The sequence below is a fragment of the Rhizobium sp. ZPR4 genome, from assembly GCF_040215725.1.
In the GTDB taxonomy this organism is placed as follows: Bacteria; Pseudomonadota; Alphaproteobacteria; order Rhizobiales; family Rhizobiaceae; genus Rhizobium; species Rhizobium rhizogenes_D.
In genome coordinates this window covers 2,676,361-2,691,872 of sequence record NZ_CP157967.1, presented here as the reverse complement: position 1 = coordinate 2,691,872, position 15,512 = coordinate 2,676,361, and the positions used below count along the sequence as shown (strand labels likewise).

Sequence of the window (15,512 nt, the reverse complement as noted above, 5' to 3'; positions counted from 1 at the left end):
GGTTGGTTTTGGTTATGAGCGTGGGCGAAGACAGCAGCGGCAAGGCCGGTCGGCGAGGGCGTTCCTGGCGGGATGTCGATCTTAGGGCCGTTGCGCCGTTTGCAGCCCTGGTGCTGCTTCTGATCGTGGGCGCACTGGTCAATCCGAATTTCATCGGCATTACCAATCTTACCAATGTCGCAACGCGATGCGCTTTCATCGCCATCATCGCGGTCGGCGCGACCTTCGTCATTTCGGCCGGCGATCTCGATTTGTCCGTCGGCGCGATGGTCGCCTTTGTCGCGAGCCTGATGATCCTGTTCATGAACTCGGGCGTCATCGCCGACCCCACCATGATGCTGGCGGCAGCCGTGTTGTTCTCGATCATTGCCGGTCTCCTGTGCGGCCTCGCCAACGGGCTGATTACGACCATGGGCAAGATCGAGCCATTCATCGCGACGCTCGGCACCATGGGCGTCTATCGTGGCTTGACGACCTGGCTGTCACAGGGCGGCGCGATCACCCTGAGGCCGGCGGATATTCAGGCGCTCTACAAGCCCGCCTATTACGGCACGGTGCTCGGCGTTCCGGTGCCGATCGTGGTCATCCTCGTCGTCACCTGCATCGCCGCCTTCATTCTCTACCGCACCCGCTATGGACGGCATGTGATTGCCGTTGGCTCCAACCGTGACGTTGCCCGTTATTCCGGCGTGGCGGTCAACCGCGTGCGCACGGTCGCCTTCGTTATCCAGGGTCTTTGCGTGGCGGTCGCCGTGCTTCTCTATGTGCCGCGGCTTGGTTCGACCTCGGCGACGACGGGCAGCCTGTGGGAGTTGCAGGCAATCACCGCCGTCGTCGTTGGCGGCACGGCGCTGAAAGGCGGCGCGGGCAGGGTATGGGGCACGATCTGCGGCGCCTTCATTCTCGAGCTCGTCGGCAACATCATGCTGCTTTCCAATTTCATCAGCGAGTATCTGCTCAGCGCCATCCAGGGTGCGATCATCATCATCGCCATGCTGGTTCAGCGCTCGCTGGCTCGCAAATAGCGAATAACCGGGTTAGGGGGCGCCCGGTCGTCAGAACAAGGCCCTGTTTCTTTGTGGGAGGATAACATGCGAAAAAGACTATTGGGCGTGGCTGTCGTAATGGCGGCTCTGGCCGGTACCGTGCATGCCGCAGACAAGAAGGTGACGATCGGTGTTTCCATTCCGGCAGCCGATCATGGCTGGACCTCGGGCGTGGTGTTCCATGCCGAGCGTGTCGCCAAGCTGCTGATGGCGGAGCATCCGGGGCTGAACGTTATCGTCAAGACCTCGCCGGACGCGGCAAGCCAGGCCAACGCGGTTCAGGATCTCGAGACCCAGGGCATCGATGCTCTCGTGATCCTGCCGTCCGATCCGGACCCGCTGGTCAACGCCATCAAGGAAGTCAAGGACAAGGGCAAGTTCGTGACGCTCGTCGACCGTGCGCCGAGCAACAACGACAATTCCGTCCGTGACCTCTATGTCGCCGGCAACAATCCGGCGCTTGGCCAGACCGCCGGCGAATACATCAAGAAGAACACTCCGGACGCTCAGGTCGTCATAATCCGCGGCCTGCCGATCCCGATCGACCAGCAGCGTCAGGACGGCTTCGACAAGGGCATTGCCGGCTCGAACGTCAAGGTTCTCGACCGCCAGTATGGCAACTGGAACCGCGACGATGCCTTCAAGGTCATGCAGGACTACCTGACGAAGTTCCCGAAGATCGACGTCGTCTGGTGCCAGGATGATGATATGGCCGTCGGCGTGCTGCAAGCGATCGAGCAGGCCAAGCGCACCGACATCAAATATGTCATCGCCGGTGCCGGCTCGAAGGACATGATCAAGAAGGTCATGGACGGCGACAAGCTGATCCCCGTCGACGTGCTCTATCCGCCGGCAATGGTCGGCACCGCCATGGAGCTGACGGCTGCCAACTTCTACGACCAGGTTCCGGTTCGCGGCAATTACATCCTCGATGCGACGCTCGTCACCAAGGACAATGCCAAGGACTTCTACTTCCCCGATTCACCGTTCTGATCGGTCATTCGGTTGATTACGCGAGGCGCTCGCCGGTTTCGGCGGGCGTTTTTTAAGTACGCTGCCGGCTCGTCTCAACGCGGATGGAAATTTTGCGGCACGTACCTCTTGCTGTTGGCGGCGTGCCGTGATTAGGTCGCAAGGCATTCGACTTTCATCCTGACGACCCTATAGTTTTTTGAGGCTACGGCACCAAAGCCGCCTCGGATATGGGTCCGAAAGGCATCGGAAACGTTTACAGAACGCGATTAGGGAGGAATTACAGATGAAGACGATCAAGGGTCCAGGCCTGTTTCTTGGCCAGTTCGCCGGCGATGCGGCACCGTTCAACTCGTGGGATTCGATCACCAAGTGGGCGGCCGATGCCGGCTATATCGGCGTGCAGGTTCCGACCTGGGCAAGCCAGCTCATCGACCTGAAGAAGGCGGCTTCCTCCAAGGATTATTGCGATGAATTCGCCGGTGTCGCCCGCGCCAACGGCGTCGAGGTCACCGAGCTTTCCACCCACCTTCAGGGCCAGCTCGTTGCCGTGCATCCTGCCTATGACGAAGCCTTTGACGGCTTTGCTGCGCCGGAAGTGCGCGGCAATCCGAAGGCGCGCCAGGAATGGGCGGTCGAGCAGGTGAAGATGGCGTTGACCGCTTCCAAGCATCTCGGCATCAAGGCGCATGCGACCTTCTCCGGTGCGCTTGCCTGGCCTTTCATCTATCCCTGGCCGCAGCGCCCGGCCGGCCTCGTGGAAACCGCCTTTGAAGAACTTGCCCGCCGCTGGACGCCGATCCTCAACCATGCCGACGAAAACGGCGTCGACATCTGCTATGAGATCCATCCGGGCGAAGACCTGCATGACGGCATCACCTTCGAGATGTTCCTCGAGCGCGTGAAGAACCATCCGCGCGCCAACATGCTCTACGATCCCTCGCACTATGTCCTGCAGTGCCTCGACTATCTCGACAACATCGACATCTACAAGGACCGCATCAAGATGTTCCACGTCAAGGATGCGGAGTTCAATCCGACCGGGCGTCAGGGCGTCTATGGCGGTTATCAGGGCTGGGTCGAGCGTGCTGGCCGCTTCCGTTCGCTCGGCGACGGCCAGGTCGATTTCGGCGCCGTCTTCTCGAAGATGACCGCCAATAATTTCGACGGCTGGGCCGTGGTCGAATGGGAATGCGCGTTGAAGCATCCCGAAGACGGCGCCCGCGAAGGCTCCGAATTCGTCAAGGCACACATCATCCGCGTCACGGAAAAGGCCTTCGACGATTTTGCCGGCAGCGGCACGGATCAGGCGGCGAACCGCCGCATGCTGGGGCTGTCGTAGTTTCCTCTTCTCCCCAGCGGGGAGAGAATGCCGCCCAGGCCGCCCTCGTCCTTCGAGGCTCCACCCCTTCGCAGAGCTCAGGAGGCTCCGCACCTCAGGATGAGGGCGGAGCGGGCTCTCGCGAAACTTCATAAGAGCCATCTTCGGCATCGCTAGGTGGAAGGATGTGGTGCTGGCGCGGTAGATCAGCCTCACCCTGAGGTGGCCCGCAGGGCCCTCGAAGGGCGGGGCGGGTGGCTTGGGCGACAGTCATCAAGAATGCGAGTTCAATTTTATTCAGGAGGACAAAATGGCAATCGAAGGATCATCGGAACAGACGCGGGAGCCGCGCATTCGGCTTGGCATGGTCGGCGGAGGTGCCGGCGCATTCATCGGCGCAGTGCATCGTATTGCTGCACGCATTGACGATCAGTTCGATCTTATTGCGGGTGCGCTTTCGTCTTCGCCGGATAAGGCAGTGGCATCTGGTCGTGATCTCGGTCTCGATCCCTCGCGCACCTATTCGAGCTATCGCGACATGGCGATCCGGGAAGCAAAGCTGAAGAACGGCATCGAGGCGGTGTCGATCGTCACGCCGAACCATGTCCACTATGACGCCGCCAAGGAATTCCTGCGCCGCGGTATCCACGTCATCTGCGACAAGCCGCTGACCTCCAACCTTGCCGACGCCAAGAAACTGAAGAAGGTGGCTGACGAGAGCGGCGCGCTTTTCATCCTCACGCATAACTATACCGGTTATCCGATGGTCCGTCAGGCGCGCGAGATGGTCGAGAATGGCGAGCTCGGCGATATCCGCATCGTGCAGGTGGAATATCCGCAGGACTGGCTGACCGAGAATATCGAGCAGTCCGGCCAGAAGCAGGCGGCATGGCGCACCGATCCGGCCCAGTCCGGCGCTGGCGGCTCTACGGGTGATATCGGCACGCATGCCTATAACCTCGCTTCCTTCGTCACCGGCCTCGAGCTCGACAGCCTCGCCGCCGATCTCGACAGCTTTGTCGAAGGACGCCGTCTGGATGATAACGGCCATGTGCTGCTGCGCTTCAAGGCAAAGGGTAAGGAAAAGCCGGCGAAGGGCATGCTCTGGTGCAGCCAGGTGGCGCCCGGTCATGAGAATGGCCTGAAGCTCCGCGTCTATGGCACCAAGGGTGGCATCGAGTGGACGCAGGCCGATCCGAACTATCTGTGGTACACGCCGTTCGGCGATCAGAAGCGGCTGATTACCCGCAATGGAGCCGGCTCGGGTGCTGCCGCGGCGCGCGTCTCGCGAATCCCGTCGGGCCATCCGGAAGGTTATCTGGAAGCCTTTGCCACGATCTACACCGAAGCCGCGCGTGCCATCAATGCCCGTAAGAAGGGTGTGGCGGTCGACCCGGCCGTGATCTATCCGACTGTCGATGACGGCGTGAAGGGTGTGGCTTTTGTCGAGGCCTGCGTTGCCTCGTCCAAGCGCAACGGCGCCTGGGTCAAGCTCTAGGCTTTAGATGAGGTCCGAGGCGGTGAACCCGCCTCGGACCTGCTTGTTCAGGCCGCAGCTTGCTGCTTGCGCTTCGTCAGCGCATCGACGCTCAGCGGGCCACCGCCGGCGCTGGCGAGAAACAGGAAGATGAAGCAGAAGAGGATGGCGGAGACGCCGCCGTTCTGCGCGGGATAAAAGCTCTTCGGCGCGTGAGCCAGGAAATAAGCGAAGGCCATCAGGCCTGACAGGATGAACGAAGCAATCCGCGTCTGAAAGCCGATCAGCACGAGGAAACCAAGGGTCAGCTCCAGCAGACCGGCGATCCAGGATAGCGACCCTACGGGCGGCACCGTTTCAGCTGCCGGGAAATGCAGCACTTTCTGCGTTCCGTAGCTGAACAGCACGAGCGAGGCGACGATGCGCAGGAGGCTCAGCAGATGAGGATGGAGAGCGTGGATTGCAGGGAGCATTTGTGTCCTTCCGTTGTCAAGTTTGAGCGCTACCCTCAATTGATCCGCGCGGGAAAGACAAGTCACGACTGTTGACATTGATGTTATCCAGCCGTGCGAAGATTGTTGCTGCCGCCGGAGAAAATTCTGGGATGCCCTTAGCCGGCTCGGTTTACAGGTACCTGCAACGTTGCAGTTTTCCACTGTGGCCCCTGTACTTTGAGGGGCGGCTTGGTTAAACCGCAGCCAACGAAGCCAAAACAGACGGGATTTTCACCATGATCGATCCGAAGCTTCTTGCCGATCGCTTCCCCGGCGATTTCACATTCGGCGTTGCCACCGCTGCATTTCAGATCGAAGGCGCCACCAAGGCAGACGGCCGCAAGCCGTCCATATGGGATGCCTTCGCCAACATGCCCGGTCGTGTCTATCAGCGCAACAATGGTGATGTCGCCTGCGACCACTATAACCGGCTGGAGCAGGATCTCGATCTGATCAAGGAGATGGGCGTCGAAGCTTATCGCTTCTCGATCGCCTGGCCGCGCATCATCCCCGAAGGCACCGGCCCGGTAAACGAAGCCGGCCTCGATTTCTACGATCGTCTCGTCGACGGCTGCAAGGCGCGTGGGATCAAGACCTTTGCCACGCTCTACCATTGGGATCTGCCGCTGGTGCTTGCCGGTGATGGTGGCTGGACGGCACGCTCGACGGCACATGCCTTCCAGCGCTATGCCAAGACCGTCATGGCCCGCCTCGGCGATCGTCTGGATTCGGTCGCGACTTTCAACGAGCCCTGGTGCATCGTCTGGCTGAGCCATCTCTACGGCGTCCACGCGCCGGGCGAGCGCAACATGCAGGCGGCGCTCTATGCCATGCACTACATGAACCTTGCCCATGGTCTTGGTGTCGAGGCGATCCGCTCCGTCGCGCCGAAGGTGCCTGTCGGCATCGTGCTCAATGCCGCGTCCGTCCTGCCGGGCTCCGACCGTGCCGAAGATCTGGCTGCCGTCGAGCGTGCCCATCAGTTCCATAACGGCGCCTTCTTCGATCCGATCTTCAAGGGTGAGTATCCGAAGGAATTTGTCGAGGCGCTTGGCGACCGCATTCCTGTCATCGAGGACGGGGATCTGAAGACCATCAACCAGAAGCTCGATTGGTGGGGTTTGAACTACTACATGCCGATGCGTGTTTTCGATGACGCCTCCAAGAGCGGCGATTTTCCCTGGACGAAGGAAGCGCCGCCGGTCAGCGACGTGAAGACCGATATCGGCTGGGAAATCTATGCGCCGGGCCTGAAGCACGTCGTCGAGGACCTCAACAAGCGCTACGAACTGCCAGAGTGCTACATCACCGAGAACGGCGCCTGCTACAATATGGGCGTCGTCAACGGCGAAGTCGATGACCAGCCGCGTCTCGACTACTACATCGAGCATCTTGGCGTCGTCGCCGATCTCATCAAGGACGGCTATCCGATGCGTGGCTACTTTGCCTGGAGCCTGATGGACAATTTCGAATGGGCGGAAGGCTATCGCATGCGCTTCGGCCTCGTCCATGTCGATTACGAGACCCAGGTGCGCACCATCAAAAAGAGCGGCAAATGGTATAAGGAACTTGCTGCGCAGTTCCCGAAGGGCAATCACAAGGCGGATTGATGCGGTTCCAGCCCCCATTGGGGGAGGTCGCACGAAACGCTTGGGGGTGACCTTCGATGTCTGCAATGGTCACCCGCCTCGGACCTTCGGTCCGACCCTCCCCTTGAGGAGAGGGTATTTGTCGCCCGAATCGGCAGGGCCTGATAGACATCATGTATGATCCAGCGGTCGGTTTCCCTTTATGCGCTTTGCGGCAGCCAGCGGCAGGCTTCGACCAGCCGGAGGCTGCTGGAGGCTCTGCAATTCGCCTGCCCGGAAGGCATCACCATTGCGATTTGCGATCTGATCGGCGATTTGCCGATCTTCAATCCGGACAATGAGGGTGAGCGAACACCAGCCGTCGTCGAGAGATTTGCGGCCGAGATCCATAAGGCAGACGGTTTGATCGTGTCCTGCCCGGAATATGCCCATGGCATACCCGGCGGCTTCAAGAATGCGCTCGACTGGCTGGTGTCGCGTGACGAGGTGCCGTTCAAGCCGTTGATGTTTGCTCATGCCTCACATCGCGGCGATCTCGTATTGGCACAACTCACCGATGTCTTGCAGACCATGTCGCTGCATATCGTGGAGGACGCTTTCTTGCGCCTGCCGGTTGCGGGCAAGAGCGATGAGACACAGGCGGCAATGCTGCTGGAAGCGCGCGAAAGCGGCCTTTTATCTACCAGTCTTAATCGTTTTAGACAGGCGATTGCCGCTAGTGCGTGAATTCTTCCCATTTTGGCAAATTTACAACTCCTTCCTGTAGGAATCTCCGATTCGCCTTAACCGTTTGTTGAAGACCTGACGTCAGACTTCTCCGTCAAGGAGAAAAAGGTGTTGGGAGCAATTTTCAAGTCACTGCGGAAGAATGCGCAGCTCGGTCGTCATTCCATCGTGACGGCCGTTTTGATTTGCTTTGCACTGATCGTTGCCATCGTGACCTTGATGGTGCTTACCGCAATCGGGCGTGTTGCCGATTACTCCAACAAGCTGGATGACGAGCGCTCCTGGGAAACGACCGTCGGGGCGTTGAAAACCTTTCAGGGGCAGCTGGAAGCGACGCTGCATGACCATTCCGCCCGCAACGACGCGGCACGAAACGTCTATGGGACTGATAATCAAGGTTGGATCGTCGGCAATTATGGCGACATTTCCTCCAACGGTGCGCTGTTCGACACTGCCGTCATTGTCGACGACAACAACAAGCCGATTGTTGCTTACCACGATGGTCAGCCATTGACCGGGAATATCGAGGATGTCCTCGGTGCCGCCATATGGGCGCTTGTCGATCAGGCGCGAACAACGCGTGTGACGGGGGTGCCGGAGGCCTCGGGCTATATCATGACCAGGGATGGTATCGCTGCTGCCGGGGCTGCGACGATCCGCGAAAGATCCGGCCGTATTCCGGTGCCGGAAGGTCATCGGCGCTATCTGATCCTCGTCCGCTACCTTGACGCCGGCCGGATCAAGATGCTCTCCAATACCTATGTCATCAGCGGCTTGACGCTGGTGCCGCCGGATACGGTCGCTCGATACGCCGTCTCCATTGTCGATCCGCTCGGCAAGTCGCTGGGACGACTGGTTTGGGGCTCGCGTCAGCCTGGGGACATGAGCTATCAGCAGGTCCGGCCGTTGGTGCTCGGCGCGCTTGGTCTTGTGGGTCTGTTTTTCGTAGTGCTTTTGATCCTGGGATCGCTGGCAGGGCGCCGGTTGCGGGCGGAGGAAGTCCAGGCACGTCAGGTTTCGCTTCGCGACCGACTGAGCGGGCTCCTCAATCGCGAAGGATTGCGGCTCGATGTGGATCGTCTGGTTGATCGGGCGCGCTCCGACGGCACCAACGTCCTGCTTCTCTATCTTGATCTCGATGGCTTTAAGGAAATCAATGACGCCTATGGGCATGGCACCGGCGATCAGCTCATCCGCGCGGTTGCCGCCGGGCTCAAGGTGCTTGTGCCGCCACAGGCGGCTTTGGCGCGCCTTGGAGGCGATGAATTCGCCATCGTTTTCCCGACAAAGGAACTCAATGACGCCCCGGCTTTGCGGCTGGCCGAGCAGATCCTTGATTTCCTTGCCGAGCCTCTGGAAATCGGCCGCCGGGTGGTCGTGGTCGGTGCCAGCATCGGCATCGCGAGCTCGCCAGAAGGCCGCATCGACCGGGAGGAACTGGTGCGCCGCGCCGATCTGGCCATGTACAAGGCCAAGGAAGCCGGCCGCGCCCGGATGACCTGCTACGAAACTGCCATGGATGCGCATCGCGAGGAACGCAATGCGCTGGAACTCGATCTGCGTCGCGCGATCGAGATGGAAGAACTGACGCTCGCCTATCAGCCGCTGGTCGACGCATCGAGCTGCGAGATGATCGGAGTCGAAGCGCTGGTGCGATGGAACCGCCCCGGTCACGGGCCGATTTCGCCGGAAGTGTTCATTCCGATCGCCGAAACCAGCGGCCTGATCGAAGCGCTAGGCCTGCTCGTGCTGCGCAAGGCTTGCGAGGCGGCGCGGCAATGGCCGGATCTGCGAATTGCGGTCAACGTTTCACCAGGTCAATTCCGCAATCCCGCCTTCGCCGATTATGTCCGCAGCGTCCTGAACAGCACCGAGATCGAAGCGGATCGGGTGACGCTGGAAATCACCGAAGGCTATATCATTCAAAATCCCGAGCGTACCCGGCAGTCGATCGAGCGGCTGAAGAGGCTCGGCGTCAAGGTGGCGCTCGACGATTTCGGCTCCGGTTTCTCTTCCATCGGCTATCTGCGTCAGTTCGGTTTCGATCGCATCAAGATCGATCGCTCGCTGACCATGAATGTGCTGGAAGACAACCGCGCCCGCGAAATGGTGAAGGCGACCGTGGCGCTGGCCCGCTCGCTCGATATTCCCGTTACGGCCGAAGGCATCGAATCCGAGGCGCAGGGAAGGGCACTGGAAGACTTCGGCTGCGACGAGCTGCAGGGCTACTTCTACGGCAAGCCGATGCCGGACGCCGAGATCAGCAAGCGGCTTGCGGTGCAGATGGCAACCGCGCTGGACGAAGAGCACGCCGCCGCCTGATACGCGCGGAGCACCCGCGCATTCCTGGGGGAAGACCGCAGCGCAGTTTTCCGAAAATGCTTTAGCCGATATGCTCGTGGCCACGCTTGCGGGCAAGCACGATCTGCCGCTGCCTTTCGCGATAGCGCTCGCGGTCGTCTTCAGTGCGTTCGTGGTAGCAGTGGCTGCAGGAAACGCCGGCCTCGTAGAAGGGTGAAGTCACTTCCTCGGCGGTGATGGGATTGCGGCAGGCGTGGCAGAGCCTGTGATTGCCCTCTTTCAGACCATGCTCGACGGAGACGCGCTCGTCGAAGACGAAGCAGGCGCCTTCCCAGAGGCTTTCTTCAGCCGGCACTTCCTCCAGATATTTCAGGATGCCGCCCTTGAGATGATAGACCTCGTCGAAGCCCTGCTGCTTCATGAAGGCGGTCGCCTTCTCGCAGCGGATGCCGCCGGTGCAGTACATGGCGATCTTCGGCTTGTTGTGCAGGCCGGTATTGTCGCGCACCCAATCGGGAAATTCGCGGAAGGTCTTGGTCTTCGGATCGACCGCGCCCTTGAAGACGCCGATGGCGGTCTCATAATCGTTGCGGGTGTCGATGACGATGGTGTCGGGGTCGGAGATCAGCGCGTTCCAGTCCTTCGGCGCGACATAGGTGCCGACGACTCTCGTGGGGTCGATATCCTCGACGCCCATGGTGACGATCTCTTTCTTGAGCTTCACCTTCATACGCACAAACGGCATTTTCGACGCGCGGCTTTCCTTGTGCTCGAGGCCGGCAAATTCCGGCTGCGCGCGAAGGAAGGCAAGCACTGCGCCGATGGCGGCATCCGTGCCGGCGATGGTCCCGTTGATCCCCTCATGCGCGAGCAGCAGCGTGCCCTTCACGCCCTTTTCCTCGCAGAGCGCAAGTAGCGGCTCGCGCAGGCTTTCGAAGCGCGGGAAGGAAACGAAATGATAGAGCGCAGCAACGAGGAATGCGCCGGTCGCGTCGCGCCGTGAATCTGAAAGCATGTCGGTCATGCCGGGGAAATACAATTTTGTGGGCATTCAGGCAATCGGGATTTACGCCGCAGCCCTATCCTATGTCGGCGGAAGCGGCGAAAGGCGTCGAAATACCATTGCCGACAAGCCGAAACGCTGCTCGGCCGGTGCCTTCCCGAGCGGGCATTGTCCCACAAGTTCCGGGCATGCTGGCCATCCGATGTTCATCGGGTAACCGGCGCATCATCCTTGATGTCGTCGGCGAACCTGCGCATGAGCCGCACAAGGTTCTCGATGTCCTGCTCGTCCCATTTGGCGAAAATAGACCGTGCGATCCTCTCGCGCGCCTCATCGATGCGATCGGTCATCGCCTTGCCTGTCTCGGTGATGACGGCCTCGCGAAGGCGGCGGTCGACCGCATTTTCCTGCCGGGTGATCAGCCCGAGCCCTTCCATTTTCGCGACCTGACGGCTGACGGTGGTGTAGTCGCGCCCGACACGATCGGCCAGTTCGACAACGCCGATGGGGCCGAGCCGTTCCACCAAAACCAACAGGGAAAACAGCGCGCGGTCGAGGGAGATGCCTGCCTCTTGGATCATTGCCTCGTCGCGCTGAGGTCGATTCATAACGCCGACGATTTCGACGAGCGCACTATGGAGTTCGCGCAGCCGACCGCTGATATGTGTATTTTGCAAGCTTTTTGTTGACACAGGACCGCCTTTCTCGTAATATGTGCATATTACACATATGGAGACAGAAATGACAGAGCAATTTGCAGCCGATGTGCTGATTTGCGGTGCGGGCGCGGCCGGCCTGGCATTGGCGATCGATTTGGCAAGGAGAGGGATCTCCTTCCGTCTGATCGAGAAGATGGACGAGCCGTTCCATGGATCGCGCGGCAAGGGTATCCAGCCGCGGACCCAGGAGATTTTCGAGGATCTCGGCATTCTCGAGCGGATCGTCGCGACCGGCGGCCTCTATCCGCCTGAGCGGCGATATCGCGATGACGGCAGTTTTACCGAGTCCGACATTACCGAGCATCGGGATCCGACGCCGGCCGAACCTTATCATCTGCCGCTGATGATACCACAATTCCTGACCGAAAAGGTGATGCGCGAAAGGCTGCTCGAGCTTGGCCACAGGCCGCAATTCGGCTGCGAGCTGGTTGGTTTTGAGCAGGATCCGGGCGGCGTGACGGCGCGTCTCACAGGCAGGGCGGGGGAGGAAACTCTCCGGGTGCGTTGGCTCGTCGGTGCCGATGGCGGCCGCAGCTTCGTTCGTCACGCCCTTGGCATCGACTTTCCGGGTAAGACCCTCGGCGTTCGCGCCATCGTGGCCGATGTTATCCTGACCGGTCTCAAGCGCGATGCCTGGCACCGCTTCAACGAAGGCGACATGTCGCGGCAGATCATGTTTTGCCCGCTCGCCGGGACCGAGATGTTCCAGATACAGGGGCCGATCCCTCTCGACGGCGACATCGATCTTTCGGCCGAAGGGCTGGAGGCGATGGTGGCGGAGCGCACCAGGCGCGACGATATCCATATCCAATCCGTGTCATGGTCGTCGGCTTACAGCATGAACGCGCGACTGGCCGATCGATACAGCGTTGGCCGCGTTTTCCTCATCGGTGATGCCGCCCACATTCATCCGCCGACGGGTGGCCAGGGCCTCAATACCAGCGTGCAGGATGCCTATAATCTCGGCTGGAAGCTGGCTGCGGTCGCCAATGGAGCCGATGACGCACTGCTGGACAGCTATGAAGAGGAGCGTCAGCCGATCGCAGCAGCGATGCTCGGTCTGGCAACGAAGCTTCTCAATGCCCAAAAGCAGGGCGACACGCGTCGCGGGCGCGAGGTGCATCAACTCGATATCGGTTATCCCGGATCCTCGCTCGCGCTCGAAGCGCTTGGGCGCAGCGATCGCCTGTCAGCCGGTGACCGAGCTCCCGATGCGCCGATCCGTGGTGCCGCCGGCCAGCCGACACGGCTGTTCGACCTCTTCCGAGGAGCGCATTGGACATTGCTTGGTTATGGCGTGGAGCCCGGATCGGTGCCGCCGCGCCGAGGCTTGCATATTCATACCTTCGGCCCGTCAGGCGACATGGTCGATCCCGAGGGCCATCTTCGGGACATCTACGCCCTATCCTCGGGCGAATGGGTGCTGGTGCGTCCGGACGGTTATATCGGTGCCATCGTCGCAGCCGGTAATGTTGCGATGCTGGAGCGTTATTTCGCGCGAGTGGGACTTGGTTTGACGGATGCGCCGCGCGCTTGAGGCAATAGCGGGACAAGCCGATTGTACTGCCTGAGCGGGCGTAGGATTGATGTCAGCCCGCCGCTTCCAGCCATAGGTGCTTTATGGTTCGCGCCTCGTTCTCCGGCTTGTCGGCAAAGACCCAGCGCGCCCGGCTTAGTGCCTCCTCGCGGGCGGTCTGCTGCCGGGCAATGATCGCTTCCAGCAGGCGGGCGTGATCGTCGCTTCTGTCGAAGAGATGCGGCTCGCGGTCCGCGACATCGGCCAGTATCGACATGTCGAGATAGCGGCCGAGCACGTCGACCAAAGCCTTGGCTTCCAGCTGCTTGGCATGCATCGCCGCCGGCCAGACATCGCGCAGCAGCATGTGATGCATCCAGTAGTCCTGGCTGCGCTTGCGCAGGTCATGAAAGCTCTCGGCATGAGCCGCTTCTGCATGGCATTCGGACAATGCCCGCATCGCCTTGCGGGCATTCTTGCGCCAGCCTTTCTGAAAAAGACGGGCCGTATCACGCCGGCCACAGCCGAAGGATGCATCCTTTAATGCCTCGCGCGCTTCGGCACATGTGGCGACTGCCGCCTGCGCCTTGTCTTCGAGGTCGGTTTCCGCCGCCGCGAGACGGTCGCGCCTGGCGGTCAGCAGATCGCTGACGCGGGTCAGCGCATGCAGTTCTTCGGCGGATGCAGCGGTTGCCTGCAGGTAGTGGCTGATCTCGATCAGCGCGGTTGCGTCGCGAACGCTGGAAAGCGTGCGTGCGATATTCCGAAGCCGGTCATTTTCCCGCTGCTGAAATTCGCGTGCGATCGGCGCTATCAATCGGTAGAGCGCCCGCACGCGCTTGATGTTCTTGCGGGCGGCGTGAACCGCTTCGTGCAAGCCCTGCGGTCTGTCCGTCAGTTCGGCCATCGCCCTGCCGAGTTGATGCGCGGCGGCTTTGTGCACCTCGTCATCAAGAGCCCGGTCAGGCCGTATGCGATAGCTCATCGTACTCCTGCTCGAACTGCGTCGCGAGGGCCTGATTGGAATAGCGGTATTCGCCAGTTACCTCACGTCCGATCCAGTCCGGCAGTTCCGGATTGTCGCTTTCCTTCCCCATCTCAACCTCGGCAATCACGAGGCCGCGATGAGCGCCGCGGAAGACATCCACTTCCCAGGTAAATCCCTTGAAAGGCACCTTGTGGCGGGTCTTTTCGATGACGAGGCCGATCGCTGTTCCCAGCAGTTCCTCCGCTTCATCGACGGGGATCTCATACTCGAATTCGTCTCTGGTCATTGCCTTGCCGATCTTGATCGTCAGGGTCGCCTTCTTGTCGTTCGTCAGCCGTATGCGCACGGAACGACCTTCCATGGAGGCAATATATCCCTGTCGCAGGATCAGCCTCTCCGAAACGGAATCACGCCAATGATCGCCGCGCACCAGAAACTTTCGCTCGATCTCTTTTGCCATGCGTTTGACATGCTCCACCGGCACAGATTGAAGTAGACTATAGCAAGTTGCCGCGATTTCCTACCCGTCGTATTTAAAGCGAGCTTTTGTCTCGACAAGCACCTTCGGGAAGGCTATTCGAAAGCCGGATTTCAATCGTTTTAAAGGGAGTGCACCGACCATGGGCGAGAAAACCGAGAAGCTTCTTTCCATCCTGAAACTGCAGCCCGTCGTTCCGGTGCTGATCGTCGACGATGCGAAATCGGCCGTGCCGCTCGCCCGCGCGCTTGTTGCCGGTGGTCTGAAGGCCATCGAGATCACGCTGCGTACCGCCGGTGCGCTCGACGCGATCCGCGCCGTGGCCGAAGAGGTGGAAGGGGCTGAGGTCGGCGCCGGCACCATCCTCAATGTCAGCCAGTGGGATGCAGCGGTCGAAGCCGGCTCCAAGTTCATCGTCAGCCCCGGCACGACACAGGAACTGCTGGATGTTGCACGCTCCTCGCATGTGCCGCTGCTGCCGGGTGCCGCCACGGCCAGCGAAGTCATGGCGCTGCGCGAGGAGGGCTATACGGTGCTCAAGTTCTTCCCGGCCGAGCAGGCAGGCGGTGCCTCTTATCTCAAGGCCCTGTCCTCGCCGCTGGCAGGCACGATCTTCTGCCCGACCGGCGGTATCTCGCTGAAGAACGCTCTTGATTATCTGTCGCTGCCGAACGTCATCTGTGTCGGTGGCTCCTGGGTTGCGCCGAAGGAGCTGGTCGCTGCCGGCGACTGGGCTGGCATTACGAAGCTTGCCGCAGAGGCAGCATCGCTCAAGGGCTGAGAGCCGAGCCTATCGAATTCGATTTCAAAGGCGCGTGGAGCTTTCCGCGCGCCTTTTTGCATGATGTGGATTGGTATTTGCGGTTGCGCTTCCTATCTCCC

The 15,512-nt window shown here is 60.6% G+C and carries 14 protein-coding genes; 9 read left to right on the top strand and 5 right to left on the bottom strand.

Annotated features, from left to right (window positions below; all coding sequences use genetic code 11):
• Positions 1-14: 14 nt before the first annotated feature.
• The 4 genes from ABOK31_RS13180 (at position 15) to ABOK31_RS13165 (ending at position 4,837) form a co-directional block, all read left to right on the top strand.
• Entirely contained in the window at positions 15-1,025 is a 1,011-nt protein-coding gene (locus ABOK31_RS13180; protein WP_349956322.1) for an ABC transporter permease, read from the top strand.
• A gap of 66 nt (positions 1,026-1,091) precedes the next feature.
• Entirely contained in the window at positions 1,092-2,039 is a 948-nt protein-coding gene (locus tag ABOK31_RS13175) for a substrate-binding domain-containing protein (RefSeq protein WP_174176972.1), read from the top strand.
• 265 nt (positions 2,040-2,304) lie between these two features.
• Positions 2,305-3,360 (top strand): sugar phosphate isomerase/epimerase, encoded by a 1,056-nt coding sequence (locus tag ABOK31_RS13170; protein ID WP_174176970.1) that lies wholly within the window; start codon positions 2,305-2,307, stop codon positions 3,358-3,360.
• A gap of 289 nt (positions 3,361-3,649) precedes the next feature.
• Positions 3,650-4,837, top strand: a complete 1,188-nt coding sequence (locus ABOK31_RS13165; protein WP_174176968.1) for a Gfo/Idh/MocA family oxidoreductase — start codon at positions 3,650-3,652, stop codon at positions 4,835-4,837.
• A 47-nt stretch (positions 4,838-4,884) separates the two neighbouring features.
• On the opposite strand, the gene ABOK31_RS13160 is transcribed toward ABOK31_RS13165, so the two are convergent.
• Positions 4,885-5,289 carry a DoxX family protein gene (locus ABOK31_RS13160; protein ID WP_174176966.1) on the bottom strand — a complete coding sequence of 135 codons (405 nt, stop codon included), beginning with the start codon at positions 5,287-5,289 and terminating at the stop codon, positions 4,885-4,887.
• A 257-nt stretch (positions 5,290-5,546) separates the two neighbouring features.
• On the opposite strand from ABOK31_RS13160, the gene ABOK31_RS13155 reads away from it, so the two are divergent.
• From ABOK31_RS13155 to ABOK31_RS13145, 3 genes are all read left to right on the top strand, one after another.
• Positions 5,547-6,920 (top strand): GH1 family beta-glucosidase, encoded by a 1,374-nt coding sequence (locus ABOK31_RS13155; RefSeq protein WP_349956321.1) that lies wholly within the window; start codon positions 5,547-5,549, stop codon positions 6,918-6,920.
• 156 nt (positions 6,921-7,076) lie between these two features.
• On the top strand, positions 7,077-7,625 hold the full coding sequence (locus ABOK31_RS13150) for an NADPH-dependent FMN reductase (RefSeq protein WP_349956320.1): 549 nt from the start codon (positions 7,077-7,079) through the stop codon (positions 7,623-7,625).
• 111 nt (positions 7,626-7,736) lie between these two features.
• Positions 7,737-9,947: an EAL domain-containing protein gene (locus ABOK31_RS13145; RefSeq protein WP_349958943.1), complete on the top strand. Its 2,211-nt coding sequence runs from the start codon at positions 7,737-7,739 to the stop codon at positions 9,945-9,947.
• A gap of 61 nt (positions 9,948-10,008) precedes the next feature.
• Here the strand turns inward: ABOK31_RS13145 and ABOK31_RS13140 are convergent, their stop codons facing one another.
• A complete protein-coding gene (locus ABOK31_RS13140; RefSeq protein ID WP_349958941.1) occupies positions 10,009-10,950 on the bottom strand; it encodes a rhodanese-related sulfurtransferase in 942 nt (313 codons plus the stop codon).
• Positions 10,951-11,135: 185 nt separating this feature from the next.
• Positions 11,136-11,621, bottom strand: coding sequence for a MarR family winged helix-turn-helix transcriptional regulator (locus ABOK31_RS13135; RefSeq protein WP_349956319.1), 486 nt, complete (start codon positions 11,619-11,621; stop codon positions 11,136-11,138).
• A 49-nt stretch (positions 11,622-11,670) separates the two neighbouring features.
• On the opposite strand from ABOK31_RS13135, the gene ABOK31_RS13130 reads away from it, so the two are divergent.
• Positions 11,671-13,185 carry an FAD-dependent oxidoreductase gene (locus ABOK31_RS13130; RefSeq protein ID WP_349956318.1) on the top strand — a complete coding sequence of 505 codons (1,515 nt, stop codon included), beginning with the start codon at positions 11,671-11,673 and terminating at the stop codon, positions 13,183-13,185.
• 52 nt (positions 13,186-13,237) lie between these two features.
• Here ABOK31_RS13130 and ABOK31_RS13125 read toward each other — a convergent pair whose 3' ends face one another.
• Both ABOK31_RS13125 and ABOK31_RS13120 read right to left on the bottom strand, forming a co-directional pair.
• Positions 13,238-14,149 carry a CHAD domain-containing protein gene (locus ABOK31_RS13125; RefSeq protein WP_349956317.1) on the bottom strand — a complete coding sequence of 304 codons (912 nt, stop codon included), beginning with the start codon at positions 14,147-14,149 and terminating at the stop codon, positions 13,238-13,240.
• Complete coding sequence (locus tag ABOK31_RS13120; RefSeq protein ID WP_174176953.1) at positions 14,127-14,612, bottom strand: CYTH domain-containing protein; 486 nt, start codon at positions 14,610-14,612, stop codon at positions 14,127-14,129. Before ABOK31_RS13120 ends, ABOK31_RS13125 begins: the two co-directional genes overlap by 23 nt.
• 160 nt (positions 14,613-14,772) lie before the next feature.
• On the opposite strand from ABOK31_RS13120, the gene ABOK31_RS13115 reads away from it, so the two are divergent.
• Positions 14,773-15,411, top strand: a complete 639-nt coding sequence (locus ABOK31_RS13115; protein ID WP_349956316.1) for a 2-dehydro-3-deoxy-phosphogluconate aldolase — start codon at positions 14,773-14,775, stop codon at positions 15,409-15,411.
• Positions 15,412-15,512 lie beyond the last annotated feature (101 nt).

Bases quoted from the DNA above. Each gene is read 5' to 3' on its own strand.
- ABOK31_RS13115 (WP_349956316.1), top strand. From the start codon at position 14,773: ATGGGCGAGAAAACCGAGAAGCTTCTTTCCATCCTGAAACTGCAGCCC.
- ABOK31_RS13150 (WP_349956320.1), top strand. From the start codon at position 7,077: ATGATCCAGCGGTCGGTTTCCCTTTATGCGCTTTGCGGCAGCCAGCGG.
- ABOK31_RS13180 (WP_349956322.1), top strand. From the start codon at position 15: ATGAGCGTGGGCGAAGACAGCAGCGGCAAGGCCGGTCGGCGAGGGCGT.
- ABOK31_RS13120 (WP_174176953.1), bottom strand. From the start codon at position 14,612: ATGGCAAAAGAGATCGAGCGAAAGTTTCTGGTGCGCGGCGATCATTGG.
- ABOK31_RS13125 (WP_349956317.1), bottom strand. From the start codon at position 14,149: ATGAGCTATCGCATACGGCCTGACCGGGCTCTTGATGACGAGGTGCAC.
- ABOK31_RS13130 (WP_349956318.1), top strand. From the start codon at position 11,671: ATGACAGAGCAATTTGCAGCCGATGTGCTGATTTGCGGTGCGGGCGCG.
- ABOK31_RS13155 (WP_349956321.1), top strand. From the start codon at position 5,547: ATGATCGATCCGAAGCTTCTTGCCGATCGCTTCCCCGGCGATTTCACA.
- ABOK31_RS13160 (WP_174176966.1), bottom strand. From the start codon at position 5,289: ATGCTCCCTGCAATCCACGCTCTCCATCCTCATCTGCTGAGCCTCCTG.
- ABOK31_RS13170 (WP_174176970.1), top strand. From the start codon at position 2,305: ATGAAGACGATCAAGGGTCCAGGCCTGTTTCTTGGCCAGTTCGCCGGC.
- ABOK31_RS13165 (WP_174176968.1), top strand. From the start codon at position 3,650: ATGGCAATCGAAGGATCATCGGAACAGACGCGGGAGCCGCGCATTCGG.
- ABOK31_RS13175 (WP_174176972.1), top strand. From the start codon at position 1,092: ATGCGAAAAAGACTATTGGGCGTGGCTGTCGTAATGGCGGCTCTGGCC.
- ABOK31_RS13140 (WP_349958941.1), bottom strand. From the start codon at position 10,950: ATGACCGACATGCTTTCAGATTCACGGCGCGACGCGACCGGCGCATTC.